The 17,396-nt window shown below is 66.9% G+C and carries 11 protein-coding genes; 5 read left to right on the forward strand and 6 right to left on the reverse strand.

Translation table 11 applies throughout. From position 1 onward, the window contains the following. Positions 1-107: 107 nt before the first annotated feature. The 4 genes from pepN to P24_RS12080 are packed head-to-tail and all read right to left on the reverse strand — an operon-like array spanning position 108 to position 7,293. Entirely contained in the window at positions 108-2,771 is a 2,664-nt protein-coding gene (gene pepN / locus P24_RS12065) for an aminopeptidase N (RefSeq protein ID WP_008945009.1), read from the reverse strand. A gap of 47 nt (positions 2,772-2,818) precedes the next feature. Next, positions 2,819-3,790 carry a CgeB family protein gene (locus tag P24_RS12070; protein WP_008945010.1) on the reverse strand — a complete coding sequence of 324 codons (972 nt, stop codon included), beginning with the start codon at positions 3,788-3,790 and terminating at the stop codon, positions 2,819-2,821. Further along, positions 3,787-6,207, reverse strand: a complete 2,421-nt coding sequence (locus P24_RS12075; RefSeq protein WP_008945011.1) for a glycosyltransferase family protein — start codon at positions 6,205-6,207, stop codon at positions 3,787-3,789. Before P24_RS12075 ends, P24_RS12070 begins: the two co-directional genes overlap by 4 nt. Before the next feature lie 12 nt (positions 6,208-6,219). Next, positions 6,220-7,293, reverse strand: coding sequence for a glycosyltransferase family 2 protein (locus P24_RS12080; RefSeq protein WP_008945012.1), 1,074 nt, complete (start codon positions 7,291-7,293; stop codon positions 6,220-6,222). Between the two features lie 136 nt (positions 7,294-7,429). Here P24_RS12080 and galE point away from each other — a divergent pair, with 136 nt between their 5' ends. The 5 genes from galE (at position 7,430) to P24_RS12105 (ending at position 13,911) form a co-directional block, all read left to right on the forward strand. Beyond that, positions 7,430-8,428 (forward strand): UDP-glucose 4-epimerase GalE, encoded by a 999-nt coding sequence (galE, locus tag P24_RS12085; RefSeq protein WP_040707568.1) that lies wholly within the window; start codon positions 7,430-7,432, stop codon positions 8,426-8,428. Positions 8,429-8,453: 25 nt separating this feature from the next. After that, a complete protein-coding gene (locus P24_RS12090) occupies positions 8,454-10,139 on the forward strand; it encodes an alkaline phosphatase family protein (protein ID WP_008945014.1) in 1,686 nt (561 codons plus the stop codon). A gap of 44 nt (positions 10,140-10,183) precedes the next feature. Continuing rightward, positions 10,184-11,335: a GNAT family N-acetyltransferase/peptidase C39 family protein gene (locus P24_RS12095; protein WP_237740196.1), complete on the forward strand. Its 1,152-nt coding sequence runs from the start codon at positions 10,184-10,186 to the stop codon at positions 11,333-11,335. Next, positions 11,332-12,792 carry a RimK family protein gene (locus P24_RS12100; protein WP_008945016.1) on the forward strand — a complete coding sequence of 487 codons (1,461 nt, stop codon included), beginning with the start codon at positions 11,332-11,334 and terminating at the stop codon, positions 12,790-12,792. Before P24_RS12095 ends, P24_RS12100 begins: the two co-directional genes overlap by 4 nt. A gap of 117 nt (positions 12,793-12,909) precedes the next feature. Beyond that, a complete protein-coding gene (locus tag P24_RS12105) occupies positions 12,910-13,911 on the forward strand; it encodes a KpsF/GutQ family sugar-phosphate isomerase (protein ID WP_008945017.1) in 1,002 nt (333 codons plus the stop codon). Positions 13,912-14,151: 240 nt separating this feature from the next. Here P24_RS12105 and P24_RS12110 read toward each other — a convergent pair whose 3' ends face one another. Both P24_RS12110 and P24_RS12115 read right to left on the reverse strand, forming a co-directional pair. After that, entirely contained in the window at positions 14,152-14,538 is a 387-nt protein-coding gene (locus tag P24_RS12110; protein WP_008945018.1) for an RNA-binding S4 domain-containing protein, read from the reverse strand. Then, positions 14,535-17,294, reverse strand: a complete 2,760-nt coding sequence (locus P24_RS12115; RefSeq protein WP_008945019.1) for a helicase-related protein — start codon at positions 17,292-17,294, stop codon at positions 14,535-14,537. Before P24_RS12115 ends, P24_RS12110 begins: the two co-directional genes overlap by 4 nt. Positions 17,295-17,396: the final 102 nt, after the last annotated feature.

Below are 17,396 nucleotides of genomic sequence, written 5' to 3' on the forward strand. Positions count from 1 at the left end.
CTTGTCCCGGGAATCCAGGGTTCAGCCTACTCGACCGATGATCCAGCAAGCGGAAGCCTGGACCCCCGCAATAAATGCGGGGGTGACGGGCAGAACTATATCCCCTTTTACGCCACGCTCTTCGAGGCGACCTCGTACACATCCTTGGAGAGTTTCGGCGTTGCCAGCACGCGCTCGATCTCGGCCTTCAGCAGCGCCTGACGCGCCTCGTCGAAGCGCCGCCAGCGCGCGAACGGGCTGAACAGCCGCGCCGCAACCTGCGGGTTCATCGGGTCGAGCGCGATCACCTGATCGGCGATGAAGCGGTAGCCCGAGCCGTCGGCGGCGTGGAAGCGCACCGGATTGCCTGCCGCGAAGGCGCCCAGCAGGGAGCGCACCTTGTTCGGATTCTTCACGCTGAAGGACGGATCGCCCATCAGGGCCTTCACCCGCGCCAGCGTATCCGGGCGCTTCGCCATCGCCTGGATGGAGAACCACTTGTCCATGACCAGCGGGTCATGGCGCCAGCGCTGGTGGAAGGTCGCCAGCGCGCGGTCGCCCGCCGCATCAGTGCTGTCGGACAGGCAGACCAGCGCCGCCACACTGTCGGTCATCACCTCCGCACTGTCGAACTGGGCTTCGGCCAGCGCCAGCCCATCCGCATCCAGCCCTGCCAGATAGCCGAGACACAGATTGCGCAGTGCCCGCTTGCCGATGGCGGCGCCATCCAGCTGAACGCCCGGCACGGCCATCGAATCGTAGGTCGCGCGCAGCTCCGCCTTCAGCTTACCGGCCAGATGGCGGCGCAGATGCTCGCGCGCGGCATGGATGCCATCGACATCGATGGTCCGCATCGCCTCGCCGATATCGCCCTCGCTGGGCAGGGCCAGCGCCTGCGCGCGGAAGGCCGGTGCCGCCTCGCCATCGGTCAGCACGCGGCGGAAGGCGGCGACGAAGCTGTCCGGCACCGCCATCGCGCGGCCATCGGCACGGTCCGCAACCATGCCGAGCAGCAGCTTGCGGGCCAGCGCCTGCCCGGCTTCCCAGCGGTTGAACTCGTCGCTGTCATGCGCCATCAGGAAGGCAAGGTCCTCCTCGCCCTGGCCGGCATCCAGCTTCACCGGGGCGGAGAAGCCGCGGAACAGCGAGGGCACCGGCTCCTCATCGACATCGACAAAGGTGAAGACCTGCCGCGCCGCCGTCACACGCAGCACGCGCTCGGTGCCGTGTGTGGCGTTCTCGCCGTCCAGTTGCAGCGGCAGATCGGCCTTCGAACGCTTGCCGACCAGCCCCATCGCCATCGGCAGCAGCAGCGGCTGCTTGTCCGGCTGGCCGGGCGTCGGCGCGGTCGATTGCTCGATGGTCAGCGTGTAGGTACGGGCGTCGGCATCATAGTGGCCGCTGGCCTTCACCTGCGGCGTGCCGGCCTGCTCGTACCAGCGGCGGAACTGCGACAGGTCGGCGCCATTGGCATCCTCCATGGCAAGGCAGAAATCCTCACAGGTGACCGCATCGCCGTCATGCCGCTGGAAATACAGATCCATGCCCTTGCGGAAGCCTTCGGCCCCCAGCAGCGTGTGGTACATGCGCACCACCTCCGCCCCCTTCTCATAGACGGTGGCGGTGTAGAAATTGTTGATCTCGATATAGGAATCGGGCCGTACCGGATGCGCCATCGGCCCCGCATCCTCCGGGAACTGGGCGGCGCGCAGCGCGCGCACATCCTGAATGCGCTTCACCGAGCGCGCATTCATGTCGGCGGAGAATTCCTGGTCGCGGAACACCGTCAGCCCTTCCTTCAGACTGAGCTGGAACCAGTCGCGGCAGGTGACGCGGTTGCCCGTCCAGTTATGGAAGTACTCGTGGGCGATGATGCCCTCGATCAGCTGATAGTCGGTGTCGGTCGCGGTGTCGGGCTTCGCCAGCACATATTTGACGTTGAAGATGTTGAGGCCCTTATTCTCCATCGCGCCCATATTGAAGTCGCCGACCGCGACGATCATGAAGATGTCGAGGTCGTATTCCAGCCCGAACACCTCCTCGTCCCAGCGCATGGACCGCTTCAGCGAGTCCATGGCATGGGCGCATTTGTCCTCGTTGCCCTGCTCGACATAGATGCGAAGGTCCACCGTCCGCCCCGATGCGGTGACGAACTTGTCCGTCACCGGCACCAGATTGCCGGCGACCAGCGCGAACAGATAGGCCGGCTTGCGGAACGGGTCTTCCCATTTCGCCCAGTGGCGCCCGCCGGGAAGGTCGCCCGCTCCCACCGGATTGCCGTTCGACAGCAGCACCGGGCAGGACCCTTTGTCCGCCTCGATGGTGGTGGTGAACAGCGCCATATTGTCCGGCCGGTCCACGAAATAGGTGATGCGGCGGAAACCCTCCGGCTCGCACTGGGTGCAGTACATGGAACCGGAGCGGTAGAGCCCTTCCAGCGCCGTATTGGTTTCCGGGTGGATGCGGGTGCGGATCTCGACCGTGGCACGGTCGCCCACCTCCTCCACGGTCATGCGCTCCTCGCCGACCGTGTATTTGCAGGGCGGCACATCCTCGCCGTCGATCTTCAGATAGATCAGCTCCTGATTCTGCCCGTCCAGCACCAGCGGCGCGTATTTGTCACGCCCAGGCCGGCCGATCACCGACAGCGTCGAGGTCACGATGGTCTCGCCCTCGCGGATATCGACATGCAGGTCGATGCGGTCCACCCGGAAGTCCGGCGGCGTGTAATCCTCGCGGCGGATCACCTGCGGCGCCGAATGCACCGGGGTCTGGTCGAGGCGCTCCATCATGGTCTCCGAGATTCCGGAAAGGGCAAAGAATTCAGATAGGCGTTAATCTAGCCGAATACGAGATCGACGATACGCCGGGCACGGTGTTCATAGCCATGTTCAGCCTCGGCGCGGCGTTGGGCATTGGCGCCAAGCCGCAGGCTGAGGTCACGATCCTTCAGCAACCTGTCCCATTGCGCGGCGAAATCCTCGGCATCGTCAGCCAGCAGGATTTCCGCCTCCGGTTCGAAATAATCGAGGATTTCCAGCCCCTCCACCAGCATGATCTGCGCGGCACCGGCGAAGGCGGCCTCGAAGGTGCGCGGTCCCGGAGTCGAGGGCCGGATGGCGAAGCGCCGGTTGGCGAGGCTCTCGTCGCGCCCGACATTGGCGACCGCCAGCGACGCGGCATAGAGGTCGGGCAGCGCCGCCCCCGGCAGGCGCATGGCTGTCACGCCTGCGATGGCATCACGCTCCCAGCCGCTGCCGACGACGGTCATCGCAGCCCCCAGCACCTGGGCATGATGGGCGAGATCACCGAACAGCCGGGCGCGGTTGGCAAAGCGGTGGCCGCAGAAGAACAGGTCCGGCCCGGCCCGGCGCTCGACCGGCCGCCAGTGCGCGGCGCGACTGCCGGCCAGCGGCAGATGATACACGGCGAGGTTCGGCGGGTAGAAATCGAGGCTCGCCCGGTCATTAGTGAAGATGGCATCCGCCATGCCGTAGATGCGGGCATTCATGTCAAACTCGTAGGGATCGTCATGCAGCCAGAAGGCCAGCTTGCCGCCGGTCCGCCGCATCTCTTCCGCCAGCGGGCCGAAATCGCTGCTGTCCAGCATGATGGAGCCGAAGACCAGCGCCAGATCGGGCTTCAGCGCGCGCGCCTGGCGCAAGCCATCTTCATAGGAGGACACAGTGACCGTCGCCCCGGGAAAGGCCGTGCGGAAGCCGTCGCCGACATGGCTGCGCAAGGTCGCATTGCTGTTCAGCGCGTCCGGCGTGCCGCTGACAATCAGGATTTTCAGGGCGTCGTGCTTCATGCCATGCGCATCCGGTGCAGGATCGCCCGCAGCTTGTGCCGCGCCAGGCGCAGCGCAAGGCCAACCCCGTCGGTGCGGGCGACCACGATGAAGCGGCGGACCAGGAAGCCGATGCCCTGTCCGCTGGTCAGGAAGGAGAGGCCGCCGCGCCGTGTCCAGAACGGGCTGTCGAGGAACTGGCCGAACTCCTGCAGCGACAGCAGCCGGCGGGTATCGAGCGTCGCACCCGGCACCAGCGCCAACCCGGCATAGATGTCCTCCAGCCCGCTGACGAAGCCATACCCATCAATGCCCGGCGTTGCCGGCAGCTGCGCGCACATCCCGTCCAGCCGGCCCCGATCTGCCATCAGCGACAGCAGGATATCGGCAACCGCCTTGCCGTCACCGACCGGCACCAGGAAGCCGTTCTCGCCGTCGCGCACCCGCTCCGCCGGCGCGCCAATAGCGGTGACGATAGGCACAAGGCCGGCGGCCTGCGCCTCCGACAGGGTGATGCCATAGGTCTCCGGCCAGGTGGACAGGAACAGCATCACATCGCATTCGGCCAGCGCCGCCGGCACCGCGCCGCCATTGAACGGACCGTGCAGCACGACATTTTTGCCGGCATGGGTTTCCAGCGGCTTCTGATAGTCTGGATCGATCCGTCCGAAAATGTGGAACTGCACCGGCTGGCCAAGGCAGCGTGCGATGGCGTCCAGGATGGCGTCGCCCCCCTTATGCCGCGCGAAATTGCCGAGATGCGCCACCTTCAGCGGCCCGCCTTCGTTCCGCGCTGCCGGCTCGACCCGGTTGACCGGCGGCAACAGCAGCCGGGTGCGTGCCTCAGTCTCCGGGTAGAGGAGATGCAACAAGCGAGCGCTCGCCTCCGACCCGGCCAGCATGATATCGATGGCCGACAGGCTCTCGCGCCAGAACCGCCGCCGCCGCGCCTGGCTGTCGGGATCGACCCTCTGGGTCAGGGCCAGGCTGATATCCCGGACACCCTCCGGCAGGTTTTCGATGTCGCAATAGCGCCCGCCGGAATCCAGCAGGTTAAAGCGCTCGCACAGAGGGTAGTAATCGTGCAGCGAATAGAGCGTGCTAGCCCCCATCGCCTTCGCCACCAGCGGCAGTGAGGGGACGAAGCCCAGCAGATGATTGAAATGCACGGCGGCGAAGCCGTATTCCGCCAGCAGCTTCTGGAAGGCGATCTCCAACTCCGGGTGGGTCAGCAGATCGGGATGGCTGGGCCGCGCCAGCCGGATCGTCTGGCGCAGGCGCATATCGCCGTCATAGAGCAGGAAGCCGCGCCCGTCCGGCTTGCGCGTATCGGGCACCAATATCCAGGGCTCCACCGCGCCGATGTGCTGGCGGATTGCCTCCAGATAGGTCTCCGCCCCGCCGAAGCGACCATGCTGGACGACATTGTGGGTGACGAACAGCACCCGCGGCTTGCCCTCGCTCACCGGCAGGGGTTTCGCTGGCAGGTCCGCCGCCCGGTCGAGAATCGTCGCCACCCGGTTGGCATAGAGGTGGTTTTCCGCCACATGCGCCTGCGCCGCCCGCGCGATGGCCAGCCGCCTGTCGTCATCCGCCAGCGCCGCGTCGATCTGCGCCAGGCATTCCTCCATCGTGCGGAAGCCGAGATAATGCGCGCCCTCCTCGAACAGGCCGGACGCCGCCTTCGTGGTCTCCGCATCGACGATCTGGCAGGAGCCGGCCAGTGCCACCTCGAAGAAGCGCGGCCCCGGCGTGTCGCTGGCAGCCTCCGGATCGGCGTCGGAGGTGGAGAATTTGCGCGGCAGGGTCAGGGTCAGCTTCGCGGCGTTCGCCAGCCGGCAGAAATCGCGGATCGACACGCCCGGCGTGAAGCTGAACCCGTCACGCAGATCGCCCAGATGCGGGTCCAGCGCGTCATTCGTCACCAGCACGAACTTGCAGCGCAGATCCGGCCGGTGCTGCTTCAGCGCGCGCAGGAATTTCAGCCGGTTCGGCCAGGCCGTGCCGGCGAAGAAGATGTCGTAGCGCGGCGGCGTCCCGCATATCTCGAACCGGTGCCGCACCGGATCGGCGGCCAGCGGCAGATGGATGCCGCGCCCGTCATAGAATTCCGCGCTCGACCCGTCATTGGTAAAGATCAGGTCGAACTTACGGGCCAGCGGCAGATTCACGCCGCGCTCATAGGGGTCCTCGGTGAACCAGACCAGGCTGCGCGGGACCAGCTGCAGCAGCCGGTCAATAACCGGGTTGCGCGCCTCCTCCCCGTCGAAGGCGAACAGCAGGTCGAATGGCGTTGCCTGCGCCAGCGGCACAGCGTCGGCATATTCCGCCCACACCGCCTCAGCGACGCGCGGATCGGCGGCCAGCGCCTCGAACACGGCGCGGGCGATATAGCGGTTGGGATTGAAGGGCTTGGTGTCGATGAACAGGACGCGCATGGTTCTGGCGCTCTATCTCCTGCCGGTCAGACGCTTCGCCATTCGGATGGCCCAGCGCAGCGGCGCCGTTACCTGCCAGCTGGTCGAGCGATGGACAGCTTCGAGACGCTGGTTCAGGTCCTGCGCCAGGGTTTCCATGGTCTGCTGGCGCTGCTGACTCTGCTGCAGGGCGATCTCCGCCGCCTGCGCCTTGTTCCGAGCCTCGTCGATGATCAGCCGCAGCGCCGGGGCGGCACGGGCCTCGATCAGGCTGCCCGGCGCGGACGCATGGATTTCGTCACGCACCGCCGTCCCGAAATTCACCAGAAAGCCAAGGCCAACGCGCCCCTTTTCCAGATCCTCGCGCAGCAGCTGATTGCGGATCGCCGCGTCGTAACTGGCATGGCTCAGTGCGCCGCCAAGCACGCTGTTGGCGTACCCGCCCTCCGCCGCCGCCACGCGATGGTGCCAGAAGGCCAGCTTCTCCGGCAGGACCGCGATATCATGGTCGCGCAGGAAGCGCAGATTGAAGTCCCAGTCGCCCAGCACCGGCAGCTCCTCGCGGAAAGGTCCGGCGGCTTCCAGCGCCGCCCGCTGGAACAGGAACGAGATCGGCGGGAACAGGTTGCGCACCGCCATCTGCGCCAGCGGCACGGCCAGCAAGCTGGCGTTAAAATCCTCCCGGCGCTGTTCCTTGACGCTCTCGCTCTCAATGGCCTCGTGCACGAGCACGCTGTGGCAGATGGCACCGGCGACCGGCGGCTGGCTGGCCTCCAGCAGCGCCGTCATCTTTTCCAGAAAGGCCGGATCCCAGCTGTCGTCATCGTCATGGATCACGAGATAGCGGCTGGCGCTGGCGGCGATCCCCCTGTTGGAGGCCGCCTCCATCCCCAATGACTGCGGATTGTCCACCCGCACCAGCCGCCCGGCATAGCGCTCGGCATGCGGCGCCACCACCTGCTCCACCGCCGCCGGGTCACCACCATCATTCACGATGACATGCACCCAGTCGGCATAGGTCTGGCCCAGCACGCTCTCCACCGCGCGGCGCAGCAGCAGCGGGCGGTCCTTGGTCCGCGTGATGATGGCGACAGCGGTTTCAGGCATGGGCAAAGGTTTCTTCCGGCGCGGCGAAATCGTCTGGCACACTGTTCCGGCGGCCCCTTCCCGTCAAGTCGGCAGGGGTACCGGGCTCCGTGCTGTGCTAAAGGGAAACGCCGAAGAGAACAAGACGGGAGCCATCGTGGCGCACACCAAACAGCGTATCCTGATTGCCGGCGGCGCCGGCTATATCGGCAGCCAGATGGCGCTGATGCTGGCAGAGGCCGGACATGATGTCGTGGTCCTCGACAATCTCGTCAGTGGCCATGCGGATGCAGTCGCGGTCAGCGGCGCGCGGCTGGTCACCGGCGATATCGGCGATGCGGCACTGGTCGGCTGGCTGCTGGATGAGGTGCGGCCCGATGCCGTGCTGCACTTCGCGGCCCTCATCGAAGCCGGCCAGTCTGTGCAAGAGTCGGAGCGCTATCTGGAGAATAATCACCGGCGCACGCTGGTCTTCCTCGACGCGCTGACCGCGCGCAACGTGCCGCCGCCGCTGGTGTTCTCCTCCACCGCCGCCATCTATGGCGAACCGCAGACGGTGCCGATCCCGGAAGATCATCCGGCAAAACCGATCAATCCCTATGGCCAGTCGAAGCTGCTGGTCGAGCAGGCGCTAGCAACACGGGCGGAGAGCCACGGGCTGCGCTGGGCGGCGCTGCGCTATTTCAATGCTGCCGGTGCCGATCCCGAGGCGCGGCTGGGCGAGCGCCACGAGCCGGAGACCCATCTGATCCCGCTGGCGCTGCATACGATTTTAGGTAAGCGCGCGGAGATGCTGGTAAACGGCAAAGACTACGACACGCCGGACGGGACCTGCATCCGCGATTATGTGCATGTGACGGACCTGTGCCGGGCGCATCTGCTGGCGCTGGAACACCTGCGCGAGGGCGGCGAATCGGGCGCCTTCAATCTGGGCGGTGGCGAAGGCCGCTCCGTGCTTGAAGTGCTGCGGACAGTGGAGCGGGTCACCGATAAGGCGCTGCCGGTCCGTCACGGTCCGCGCCGGCCGGGCGACCCGGCCCGGCTGGTCGCCGATATCGGCAAGGCAAAGCGCGTGCTTGGCTGGGAACCGGCGCTGAGCGACCTAGATACCATCGTCGAGCATGCCTGGGCGTGGGAGAAGAAGCGGCCGGGCTGACGTAAGGTCACAAGAAGCCAGCGCCATGCCCGTTCTTCCCATCCTGTCCTATCTGCTGCTGGCCCTCGGCCTCTCCTGGCTGGTGGCACTGCCCTTCCGCCTGCCGACCGAATGGCCAACGCATCTGGTGGCGTTTTCGGTCGAGGCGTTGATCGTGCTGGCTGCCCTCGCCCTGGTGCCGGCACTGCAAAGCCGGCGTGTACGGCATCTTGTGGCCGCGCTGGTGGCGCTGACTGCCATGCTGGCGCTGGGCGACCTGATGATCCGGCTGGCGCTGAACCGCCCCCTGAACCTGACTCTCGACCTGCCGCTGGTCCGCGCGCTCTACGATCTGGCAACCGGTACCTTCGGCCTGTGGGGCGGACTTGCGCTGCTGGCCGGGCTGGGTCTGATCCCACTGGCGGCCTATGGGCTGACAATGCTGGCCACCCGCAGCGTGCAGCGGATGGCCCGGCATCCTGGCGTGCGCGCCGCGGCGCTGCTGCTGGCGCTGACCGGCGGCACCGCACAAATCCTGCAAGCCGAAAAGCCGGAGTATTTCGGCACCTACTGGCCGGCCTCGACCAGCGCCGGCGTGACTCTGGCGAGCCAGTGGACGCAATTCCGGACGTTGCGCACCGTCGAGCCGGCCTTCCGCGCCGCCGAGGCCGAGGACAACCTGCGCGATATTCCGCAGGGCCGGCTGCTGAGCGGGCTGAAAGGCGCGGATATCGTGCTGGCCTTCATCGAATCCTATGGCGAAAGCGCACTGACCGATCCGCTCTACACGCCACGCATCGGTGCAAGGCTGGAGCACTTTGCCGCCACGGCGGAGACCGCCGGCCTGCATACCGCATCCGGCTGGCTGGTCTCCAGCATCACCGGCGGACAATCCTGGCTGGCGCATGCCTCCGTGCTGTCCGGCCTCACCATCGACAGCCAGCAGCGCTACGACCTTTTGACCACCGGCAGCCGCCGCACGCTGGAGCGCTATTTCGCGAAGGCCGGCTATCGCACCGTCGCCTTTGAGCCCGCCATCACCCGGCCCTGGCCGGCCGGCGACTTCTTCGGTTTCGACGCGACGCTGTCCGCCGCCGACATGGGATACCGGGGGCCGGCCTTCGGCTGGAAGACCATGCCGGACCAGTTCACGCTGCACCGGTTCGAGCAGACAGAACGCCGCCTGCCGGCAGGGGAACGACCGCCGGTCTTCGCCAAATTCTCGCTGATCGACAGCCACGCCCCCTTCGCGCCGCTGGCGCCGCTGGTTGCGGGCTGGGAGCGGCTGGGCGACGGCGCGCTGTTCCACGACCTGCCACCGGAGGGCGGGGAGCCGGACTCGCTCTGGCAGGATACCGGCCGCCTGCGCCAGGCCTATGCGGCATCGCTGGACCGCGCGCTGCAGGTGCTGCAATCCTATGCCGCGCGCCATGTCGATGACCGCACACTGCTGATCCTGCTGGGCGACCACCAGCCGCCGGGCATCATCGCCGGCGACACGGAGTCGCAGGCCGTGCCAATCCATGTGCTGAGCGGCGATCCCGCCCTGCTGGCCCCCTTCCTCGACTGGGGGTTCCGGCCAGGCATGACACCCGCCCCCGACCAGCCGCGGCCGCCGATGGCCGCGTTCCGCGATTTCCTGGTGCAGGGCTTCAGCCCGCAGGACGACCGGCGGATCGCCCGCAGCGGCGCGGCGGCGGTCGAACTGGACGGCGCCCGGCAATCCCATTAGAAATAGCAATATTCCTGCAAACTATTGGCGTCGCCGACGACATCGTGTCCGCCGCAAGTGCCCTGCCTCCCCTGCCTGCCTCGCCCGCAATCCGTCCGGCGACGGCGGCGGATATCGACGGTTTGCTGGAGCTTGAAGCGCACAGTTTCGAGACCGACCGGCTGACCCGTCGGAACTTCCAGTATCTGCTGACCCGCGCCCATGCCGCCTGCCTGCTGGCGGAAGACAAACAGGGCAATCTGCTGGGCTATGTGCTGGCGCTGTTCCGGCGCGGCACCTCGCTGGCGCGGATCTATTCTCTGGCGGTGTCGGCAAAGGCACGCGGCCAGGGCATCGGTCAGGCGCTGCTGGCCGCTGCGGAACGCGCCGCCATCGAGGAACATGCCTGGCTGATGCGGCTTGAGGTGCGGCCCGACAACCAGTCGGCGATCCGGCTGTACGAAGCCGCGGGCTACCGCCCCTTCGGGCGCTATCTCGACTATTACGAGGATCACAGCGAGGCTGTGCGCTACCAGAAGCGGCTGCGTCCCGACGTGGTGCCGCCGGAAACCCGCGTGCCCTATTACAGCCAGACCACGGATTTCACCTGCGGGCCGGCGGCGCTGATGATGGCGATGAAGGCGCTGGACCCGGAAACCGAGCTGGGACAGCGGCTGGAAATCCAGCTCTGGCGCGAGGCGACCTCGATCTTCATGTCGTCTGGCCATGGCGGCTGCGGCCCCTATGGCATCGCGCTGGCGGCCTGGCGGCGGGGGTTCGCGGTCGATCTCTATGTCAGCGGCGAGGCGCCCTTCTTCCTGGACACGGTGCGCAGCGCGGAAAAGAAGCGCGTCATCCAGCTGGTCTCCGACGAGTTCACCGAACAGATGGCGGAAACCGACATTGCCGTGCATAACCATGCGCTGACGCTGGACGAGATGACGGTGGCGCTGGAACAGGGCGCGCTGCCCATCGTTCTGATCAGTCTTTACCGCATGTATCGCGAAAATGTGCCGCACTGGATCGTGGTTCATGCGCAGGACGAGCGCTTCGTCTATGCCCACGATCCGCTGGTCGATCCCGACTATCTGGATCTGATGTCCGACAAGGCCAACATGCCGATACCGAAAAGCGAGTTCGAGACAATGGCACGCTACGGCCGCAACAACCTGCGTGCCGCCATCGTGCTGAAGCCACGGGAGCGAACAGGGTCATGAGCGACTGGGTCATTGTCGTTGACCGCCGGGCCGACTTCACCGGCATGGAGGAGGACCGGGCGATCCTGCGCACGCGCGAATATATCGCGCCACCGCAGAACCTGAAGCTGCAGCACCCCAAGATCATCAATTTGTCGCGCAGCTATGCCTATCTCTCCCAGGGCTATTACTGCTCGCTGCTGGCCGAGGCGCGCAGCCACCGCGTGCTGCCCACGGTCGATACCATCCTGCAGCTGCGCCAGCGCAGCCTCTATTCCGGCGAGATCGCCGACCTGGAGGAGGAGCTGAACCGCCGGGTGAAGCGGCTGGTCAGCCCGCCCACCGAATCCTTCCGGCTGCGCATCGCCTTCGGCTATCCCTATGACAGCCGCTTCCAGGCCTTCGCCCGGCATGTGTTCGACCGCTTCCGCTGCCCGCTGCTGGAAGTCACGGTGCGGCATGGCGAATGGCTGAAGATCACCGGCATCAGCGCGCTCGGCATCGACGATCTCGATACGGAAGAACACGTCCTGTTCAACTGGGCGCTGGACCAGTACACCCGCGCCGGCTGGCGCCAGCCGAAGACGCGCGCGCCGGCGAAATACACCATGGCAGTGCTCCATAACCCGAAGGAGGAGCTGCCGCCCTCCGACCCGGCCTCGCTGAAGAAGCTGATCCGCGTCGCCGAGGGCATGGGCGTGGATGTGGAGCTGATCGAGAAAAAGGATTATCTGCGCCTCGCCGAGTACGACGCGCTGTTCATCCGCGAGACCACGACCATCGAGAACCATACCTACCGCTTCGCCAAGAAGGCGGAGCTGGAAGGCATGCCGGCCATCGACGACCCGACCTCCATCCTGCGCTGCACCAACAAGGTCTATCTGGCGGAGCTGCTGAAGGCCAACAAGGTGCCGACGCCGAAGACCGTGGTGGTCAACGCCATGAAGAGCCTGGAGGAACTGGAGGGCGAACTGCCCTACCCGATGGTGCTGAAGATCCCCGACGGGGCCTTCAGCCGGGGCGTGCACAAGGTCGGCGACCGGGCCGAGCTGAAGAAGATGACCCGTGAGTTGCTGGAGGAATCCGACCTCATCCTGGCGCAGGAATTCATGCCGACCGATTATGACTGGCGGGTCGGCGTGCTGGATGGCGAACCGCTGTTCGTCTGCCAGTATCTGATGGCCAAGAAGCATTGGCAGATCGTGAAGCATAATGCCGACGGGCCGGCCACCCATGGCGGCTTCAAGAGCTTCGCCGTGGAGCAGGCGCCGCCGGAAGTGGTGGAGGTCGCGGTGAAGGCCGCGCGCCTCATCGGCAACGGGCTCTATGGCGTGGACCTGAAGCAGAACGAGCGGGGCGTCTTCGTCATCGAGATCAACGACAACCCCAACCTCGACACCGGAGTCGAGGATGCGGCACTGAAGGACGAGCTGTGGAAGCGCCTGGTGCGCTGGTTCCTGAAACGGCTGGAGGCTTAATCTTGCTCCCTCTCCCCTTGCGGGAGAGGGTTAGGAAGACATCTCCACCGCCATTGATCGCGCGGACGGACGGGCGCATATAGTCGCGCAACATTATTCCCCTGACGCAACCGGGACATGGCCATGACCGACACCGCCTCCACCGACAGCCGCGCCGCGGACATCCAGCACGCAAGGCAGGTGCTGGAGACCGAAGCGCAGGCGCTGGAGACGCTGGCGCGCCAGCTCGACGGGCCGTTCGGCGCTTCCTTCTGCCAGGCCGCCGATATCCTGTCGGGCATCAAGGGCCGGGTGATCGTCAGCGGCATGGGCAAATCCGGCCATATCGCGCGCAAGCTGGCGGCCACGCTGGCCTCGACCGGCACCACCGCCTACTACATCCATCCCGGCGAGGCGAGCCATGGCGACCTCGGCATGATCGGCACCGAGGATGCGGTGATCGCCTTCTCGAAATCCGGCGACACCTCGGAGCTGGCGGATATCCTGCATTATGCCGCGCGTTTCCGCATTCCGCTGATCGGCGTGACCGAACGCGCCGGCAGCTCGCTGGCCGAGGCGGCGACCGTGCCGCTGGTGCTGCCAGCCTGCCCGGAGGCCTGCCCGATGGGCCTGGCCCCCACCACCTCCACCACGCTGATGCTGGCGCTGGGCGACGCGCTCGCCGTCACGCTGCTGCAGCGCAAGGGCTTCACCGCCGACGATTTCCGTGTCTTCCACCCCGGCGGCAAGCTGGGCAAGCAGCTGCTGAAGGTGAAGGCGCTGATGCGTGGGCTGGACCGGCTGCCGCTGACCGGCCCCGACGCGCCGATGTCCGATGTGCTGCTGGGCATCAGCGCACACGGCACCGGCTGCGCCGGCGTGGTCGATGCCAAAGGCCAGCTGACCGGCATCATCACCGATGGCGATCTGCGCCGCCACATGGCCCCCAGCCTGCTGGGCGAGACGGCGGGCGCGGTGATGACCCGCGACCCCAAGACCATCCGCCCCGACGCGCTCGCCGCCGAGGCGCTGGCGATCATGAACGAGCGCCGTATCACCGGCCTGTTCGTCGTCGGCGAGGATGGCAAGCCGCAGGGCTTCGTGCATATCCACGATCTGCTGCAGGCCGGCGTGGGGTGATTGGCGGAAAGTTCAGGTAGAAATTTCTTCCCTCTCCCCTTGCGGGAGAGGGTTGCGCAGCCTTAATCGCGAAGCGATTTAGGCGAAGCTGGGTGAGGGGTAACCGCACTGGCGGAGCCACCCCCTCACCCGGTTCGCTGGCGCTCACCACCCTCTCCCGCAAGGGGAGAGGGTTTGGGGCTTAGGTTGGCTTAGGGCAGCAATCTACCCTAAGCAGGGGAGAGGGTTTCCTTACCGCCCCTACTCGAACGGGTCGATGAGCCGGTCGGTGGCGCGGCGTTCGGCCTTGGTCGGGCGGCCGGCCCCGCGCTCGCGCGCGGCGGGGGATTGTTCCTCCGGCGGGGTTGGCGGCTTCGCTTCCGGCGGTGCAAGGTCGGCATAGAGCGTGCGCGCCTCGGTGGCCGGGCCGCGCCTTGTGCCCAGTGCCGCCACCTCGATCACCCGCACATGCGGGCCCAGCGGGAAGGTCAGCACATCGCCGACGCGCAGCATCTGGTTCGCCTTGGCGACCGGCTTGCCGCCCAGCTTCACCTTGCCGGTCTCGCACAGCTTCGCGGCCAGGGTGCGGCTCTTGCAGAAGCGCGCAAACCACAGCCATTTGTCGAGGCGGATGGTCTCGCCGGTCATTTCCGCAACAGATCCTTCAGCACCGCGAAGGGGCTGTCGAAGGCCTGCGGGCGCTTCGCGGCAGCGGACTGCCTGGGTGCGGGCTTCGGTTGACGACGCCGGTCCGGCCTGTCCTGCCGTTCATTTTTCTCCTCTGGAACGCTCTTCTTCTCTGCGCGGCCCCTGCCCTTCCGGGCGCGCTTTTCCTCCGGCTGGCCCTGTTCGGGGCTCGTCGCCTGCTGATTGACCGCTTGTTCCGCCGCCTTCGCGCGCGGCTTGCGCTTCGGCCTATTCTTGGCTCCGCCCTTGGGACGATGTTGCGCCTTGCGGAAGACGACCGTGATCGTACCATCCTCCGCCTTCTGCTCGACCGTGCGATAGCCGAGTGCCGCCAGCAGCGCCGGCAGTTCCTCCGCCGTGCAGCCGGCCAGCGACATGATCTCAGCCGAGGGTAGAAAGCTGCCCTCCCCCGCGCGTAGCAGACGGCGGGCGGTGGCGGCGATGCGTTCGGCCATGTCGAGGCGTAGCAGGCGCGGACCCACGGCGATATAGCCGATGGCCGGCACGAAGCCTTCCGGCGCTTCCAGCTCCTCCGCCGGAACGGAGACACGGCCGGGGGGCGGCGGATGCGGGATCGGCCGCGCCTGTTCATGCACCGACCAGAGCACGGCGCGCAGCGCCACCGCCTTCGGCTTCAACAATGCTGGAAAGAACATCGATTCGGTGCCGAAGCGCACGCCGAGCCGGGCCAGCGCCTTGCGGTCCGCCTCCTGCAGCAGCTTTAGTACCGGCGCCAGCGGTGCTGCAGGCAGGCTGCCCAGCCCCTCGCCCAGCTGGAAGACAATGCCGCGCGCCGTGCCGGACAGGCTGTCCTCCGCCAGCGCCTTGGCCAGCGGGCCCAGCGCGTCGCCGATGGTCGCGGCCAGCCAGGCGGACAGCCGCGCCTCCACCCGGTCACGCAGTGCGGGCGTCAGCAGATCGTCGCCCAGCGCCTCGACGCGCGGCTTCAGCATGGAATCGCCACGCCGCAGCCGGCCAACCGCCGCCTCGTCGCCCTCCTCCCGCTTCCAGCCGATGCGCCCGTCCGGCATCAGGCGGAAGCCGGTATCGGGCGTTTCCTCCAGCTTGCGGACCAGCGCCGGCATCTCGCCAGCCAGCGCCCGGCGCGCAGCGGTGCGCAGCGCCTTTGCCTCATCGCCCACAGCCTTGTCGTCAACGATGAAGCCCAGCCCTTCCAGACGGCCGATGGCATGGCCTTCCACCAGCACCTCGCCATCGGCGCGCACGGCGGCGACCAGATCGTCCTGATCCTTCAGCCGCTTCACCAGCACGGCGCTGCGCCGGTCCACGAAGCGCTGGGTCAGCCGGTCATGCAGCGCGTCGGACAGCTTCTCCTCGATACCGCGCGCGCGCTCCTGCCAGTACGCCGGATCGTCGATCCAGTCGCCGCGATGGGCGATATAGTTCCAGGTACGGATATGGGCGATGCGCTCCACCAGCGTCTCGATATCGCCCAGCGTGGTATCGATCTGTTCCAGCTGCTTCGCCACCCAGTCCTGCGACAGCTTGCCCTTCTCGCCATCGGTCAGCTGCAGGAAGATGCGGGCCAGCAGCGCCGTGTGATGGTCGGTCAGCAGCTTGCGAAAATCGGGAATCTGACAGATTTCCCACAGCAGCCGCACGGTCGCCGGATTCTGCGCGCGGGCCAGCACCTCCTCATTGCACGACAGGATTTCCAGCGCCGCCATGTCGTCGGCATCGCGCTGGCGCATCAGGAAGGGCTGCGGCGGCCGCTCCTCCAGGCTGCGGCGCAGGCTGCCGACGCTGCGATAGTCGAGCCGGCTGGCCCGCCAGGTCAGCGCCTTCAGCGGCTCGAAGGCATGGGTCTCGATCTGCTCGATCAGCTCTTCCTCGATGCCGGTCACCTCGGCAGTGACGCCGAAGGTGCCGTCGCTCATATGCCGGCCGGCGCGACCGGCAATCTGCGCCAGCTCCGGCGCGGTCAGGCGGCGCGGGCCACGCCCGTCGAACTTGCCCAGCCGCGCGAAGGCGACATGGTCAAGGTCCATGTTGAGGCCCATGCCGATGGCATCGGTCGCCACCAGATAATCGACCTCGCCGGCCTGGTACATCTCCACCTGCGCGTTACGCGCGCGCGGGCTGAGCGCGCCCAGCACCACCGCCGTGCCGCCGCGCTGCCGCCGCACCAGCTCGGCAAGCGAATAGACATCGGCGGCGGAGAAGGCGACCACGGCGGAACGACGCGGCAGCCTTGTGACCTTCTTGTAGCCGGTATAGCTCAGCGTCGAGAAGCGCGGCCGGGTGACGAAATGCGCCTCGGGGATCAGCCGCTTCAGCAACGGGCGGATGGTCTCTGCCCCCAGGAACATGGTCTCGTCCAGCCCGCGCGCGTTCAGCAGCCGGTCGGTGAAGACATGGCCGCGCTCGCGGTCGGCGCAGAGCTGGATTTCATCGACGGCGAGGAAGGAAACCCGCCGGTCCAGCGGCATCGATTCGACGGTGCAGACGAAATAGCGCGCATGCGGCGGGACGATCTTTTCCTCGCCGGTGATCAGCGCCACCTGGTTCGCCCCCCGGATGCGCGCGATACGGTCGTAATTCTCCCGCGCCAGCAGGCGCAGCGGAAAGCCGATCATGCCGGTGGAATGGCCCAGCATGCGTTCGATGGCGAGGTAGGTCTTGCCGGTGTTGGTCGGCCCCAGCACGGCGGTAACGCGCGGACCGCCCTGAGCGGGATGGGAGGTATGCAGGGTCATGATCGGGAGTCTCGGCTGTTCCGGCGCGCACGGCAAGGGCAGTATGGCGAGAAGCCGGGCCGCGACCCTCCACATATGGCCTGCAAGCTGTGTCGTGACAAT

It is taken from the genome of Oceanibaculum indicum P24 (genome assembly GCF_000299935.1).
In the GTDB taxonomy this organism is placed as follows: domain Bacteria; phylum Pseudomonadota; class Alphaproteobacteria; order Oceanibaculales; family Oceanibaculaceae; genus Oceanibaculum; species Oceanibaculum indicum.

Coding starts and splice junctions, on each gene's coding strand:
- P24_RS12115 (WP_008945019.1), bottom strand. CDS start 17,294: ATGACCCTGCATACCTCCCATCCCGCTCAGGGCGGTCCGCGCGTTACC.
- P24_RS12070 (WP_008945010.1), bottom strand. CDS start 3,790: ATGAAGCACGACGCCCTGAAAATCCTGATTGTCAGCGGCACGCCGGAC.
- pepN (WP_008945009.1), bottom strand. CDS start 2,771: ATGATGGAGCGCCTCGACCAGACCCCGGTGCATTCGGCGCCGCAGGTG.
- P24_RS12075 (WP_008945011.1), bottom strand. CDS start 6,207: ATGCGCGTCCTGTTCATCGACACCAAGCCCTTCAATCCCAACCGCTAT.
- P24_RS12080 (WP_008945012.1), bottom strand. CDS start 7,293: ATGCCTGAAACCGCTGTCGCCATCATCACGCGGACCAAGGACCGCCCG.
- P24_RS12105 (WP_008945017.1), top strand. CDS start 12,910: ATGGCCATGACCGACACCGCCTCCACCGACAGCCGCGCCGCGGACATC.
- P24_RS12100 (WP_008945016.1), top strand. CDS start 11,332: ATGAGCGACTGGGTCATTGTCGTTGACCGCCGGGCCGACTTCACCGGC.
- P24_RS12090 (WP_008945014.1), top strand. CDS start 8,454: ATGCCCGTTCTTCCCATCCTGTCCTATCTGCTGCTGGCCCTCGGCCTC.
- P24_RS12110 (WP_008945018.1), bottom strand. CDS start 14,538: ATGACCGGCGAGACCATCCGCCTCGACAAATGGCTGTGGTTTGCGCGC.